General features: G+C 42.5%; 3 protein-coding genes. All 3 read left to right on the top strand.

Annotation, left to right across the window (positions count from 1 at the left end; all coding sequences use genetic code 11):
• The first annotated feature begins 250 nt into the window (after positions 1-250).
• Positions 251-718 carry an H-NS histone family protein gene (locus DPQ23_RS15120; protein WP_112875583.1) on the top strand — a complete coding sequence of 156 codons (468 nt, stop codon included), beginning with the start codon at positions 251-253 and terminating at the stop codon, positions 716-718.
• A 490-nt stretch (positions 719-1,208) separates the two neighbouring features.
• The gene (locus DPQ23_RS15600) at positions 1,209-1,427 is read left to right on the top strand and encodes a hypothetical protein (RefSeq protein ID WP_162630800.1); all 219 of its coding nucleotides are present in this window, start codon (positions 1,209-1,211) and stop codon (positions 1,425-1,427) included.
• Positions 1,399-3,175 (top strand): VapE domain-containing protein (locus tag DPQ23_RS15595; RefSeq protein WP_205961488.1); only part of this gene is annotated, 1,777 nt, incomplete at its 3' end. The genes DPQ23_RS15600 and DPQ23_RS15595, both read left to right, overlap by 29 nt.

Here is a 3,175-nt window from a genome sequence, read left to right as displayed (position 1 = left end):
TGATCTCCCTGGCGGTTGCCGCCGCCGGTTGGGTGGGTGAGACTTCACCCGGAGATTACGCCGCCTTCCAATTTCCACCACTTCCGAGACACGACCAAAAGCATCCTTGAAGCCTACTCGGACGCAGTAGAGGACAAGGTGAGCAAGAACATAGCGGCACTGTTTGGGGACGATGAATAGGGGTTGACAAATCTGACTATTTTAATACTGAAACACTATTGATGTAGCATAAGAGCAAAGAGTATAAAGAATGGCGAAGACGGAAGATCAGCGTTCTTATCTTGAAATGCTTTCAGACTTCAAGTCGCTTAAATCGCAAATGGAACAGAAAGCAGATACTAGGATATTAGAAATTATCAATGAACTGAAAATTTTATCCGAAGTCAAGGGTAAATCCATTGCAGAAATTCTGGGGATTGAGACTCAAGGAAAGTCGAAACGCAGCTATACCCGTGGTGGAGCCAATACCAACAGCGAAAAGCAAGAACCCAAGTATCAAAATCCAGAGAACCCCAATGAAACATGGTCGGGTAGGGGTCCACATCCAAAATGGGTTAAGGAATGTCTGAAATCTGGAAGGTCACTGGCTGACCTCAAGATAACGGATGAAGGTCTTTCCAAGTGGAAACAAGCCAATCCTACTCACAAAACATTAGAACATACTTCAAATAAAGATAAAGCTGACAGGGCAGAGGATGGCGAGAAAGCCGGAACCTAACTGTATCATTATTTAAACAAAGATAAGCCCTGTCAGTGATGGCGGGGCTTTTTTGTTGATTAATGCTGATTTGATTAAAGACAATGGCCTATATAAAAAAAATGATTAACTGCAAGCAATACAAACTTGCACAACGATTTTTTACAAAGAAATAATCTTGCCGAAACTTTCATTGACAATACGGCGTTAATAGAGTATATTTCATTACATGAAGATTAGAAATGAACATTCAAAGAATCATCAAAGAAACTGCTGTATTTCATAACATTTGCTAAGATGATTTTTTATCTATTCCGCTCTTTATCAAACTACTGATGCAATAAATATATATACGAAGGGCGGGTATTTCCCGCTGTTATATCCGTCCTTCATTTACCTGAATAATCCAGAATATTCAGTGGGTGTAGAGAACACCCTTATCCGTTTTCTTGAGAAGCGGTTTTTTTAGCAACAGCGGGAAACAAACATTGTTTTAGAGAAAGGATTTAGCATGTCCATACATATGATGACGGCAAAAGACTGGCAACTGATATTCACGACATTAGACAACAACAAGTCTATGCACCAGTTTGCGAGAGAATACAATATATCTGCTGCTACTATTTGTAGGAAATACGCAGATTACAACAAGAAGAAGAAAATTCATAAAGCAAAAACATTATACAGCGGAGATTTAAACAATGACAAAAAAGACAACAACAACAGCTAAAGCACCTGTAAAAGCAAGATTCATATTAGGTAAGAATATAGAAGAAGGCAAGTATCACGGCAAAGCCTTTCGGAAGAACGATCAAGGGCAGCTTGTCGCTGATGAGTTTGGGATGGACCTGAACTGTATATTCGCAGCACAAGAGGGAAATCTAACACTCAAGCAATTAGCAGAAAAGTTGAAAGAAGCAGATACACGTTATATTGCCTTCTATTCAGTTTTGCGAACCGCTTTGTCTGGTCAGTTCTACATTGCGCCAAGGTCAAGAGTGGATGAGGTCAAGAAGAAATACAATTCAGAGAACGTCATTGCAAGAACCAATGATTACCTGATGTATGCTCAAGGCGTTCCCGGTATCCTTGCTATGGACATGGACGACATTCCAGAAGGTGAAGTTCGCAGGAGAATAGATGAGTTGCTTGAACTATTCCATTTTCTTAAAGAATATGACCGGATAGAGTTCTATTCTTCATCATCAAACATATATGACGAGCACGGCAACTTAGTGAAGCCGCCCAAAGGTGTTCGTATCCTGTTTGTTATTGATGATGTTTCTAAAATCCCACAAGTTGCTCAAATCGTCTATGATCGTGTTGTATTAGCTGGAAAAGGCTTCATCAAGATTGCGTCTGATGGCTTCATGCTTGAACGCAGCTACATTGACCTTGCAATCTACAAGGTGACTCAGCCTGATTATATCTGTAAATCAGAAGTGCCGCTTGGTTATGAGCATAGGAAAGAGGTCATGTTCTTTGAAGGAAGTAAATCAGGTCAAGCCGTCCCCGCAAAATTGTTTAAGAAACTGACGACAGAGGAAAAAGATAACGTAAAAACGAACTTTGCCACTGCTAAGAGGATCAATCAGGCTGAGGCGGATAGAGTCAGAGCCGCTTGGTTATCGTCACGGACTGATGCTGAACGTGCGATGTATGCGCGGTTTGAGGCTACGCAGACCCTAAGTCTCGACTGGACCGTGCATGATGCCAAGGGCAACCCTGTCAGTGTTCGCTACATGCGCGACAACGCTGGGCAGTTCATGGGAACATGGTTCTATGACCCCATTGCAGGCATGAAGGACACCGCGACAGGCGAAGCGCACAACCGTTCTGCGACATTGCGTAAAGATGACAAGACCGGGCAGTTCTATATTCAATCCTTCAAAGGGTCTCGCAAATATCTGATTGAAAGCGATAAGAAGCAGAGTGATCCCAATGATAATGATTGGCGAAAACAGCTAAAGCGCGATGGTAACGGCAACATCATCAATGCTTCAAACAAAAACGCAGTTCTTATTGTAGAAAATATGATTAAGGATGCTGGTAATAATTTAAGATGGAACGACTTCTCTAGCAGGATCGAATATAACGGAAAAAATCTGAACGATAGAGTAGCAAACAAGATGTTAGTTGAGGTTGAAGATTATATTGATGATTATATCCTAAACCAACAGAAGTTGGACATTGCCTTAGCATATGTGGCGGATAAAGACAGTTATCATCCCATCAAAGAATACCTTGAAGCTTTGGAATGGGACGGTGTTGAACGCATCGGCACATGGTTGAACGTTTACGCGAACGTCAAGCAGACGCCAGTTGTTGAGCAGATGGCCCGCAAGTTCCTTATCTCTATGATTGCGCGAGTGATGGTGCCGGGGGCTCTGTTGCACAAATCGGGTGATGGCCGAGGTTGCCCTTCTCCCGGTCAGAGCTATCCCACAGCTTCAGTGACAGGCATGCCGAGGGCGGTGT

This window comes from Paracoccus endophyticus (genome assembly GCF_003286075.1).
Lineage (GTDB): Bacteria > Pseudomonadota > Alphaproteobacteria > Rhodobacterales > Rhodobacteraceae > Paracoccus > Paracoccus endophyticus.
This window is presented reverse-complemented; position numbering and strand designations above follow the sequence as displayed.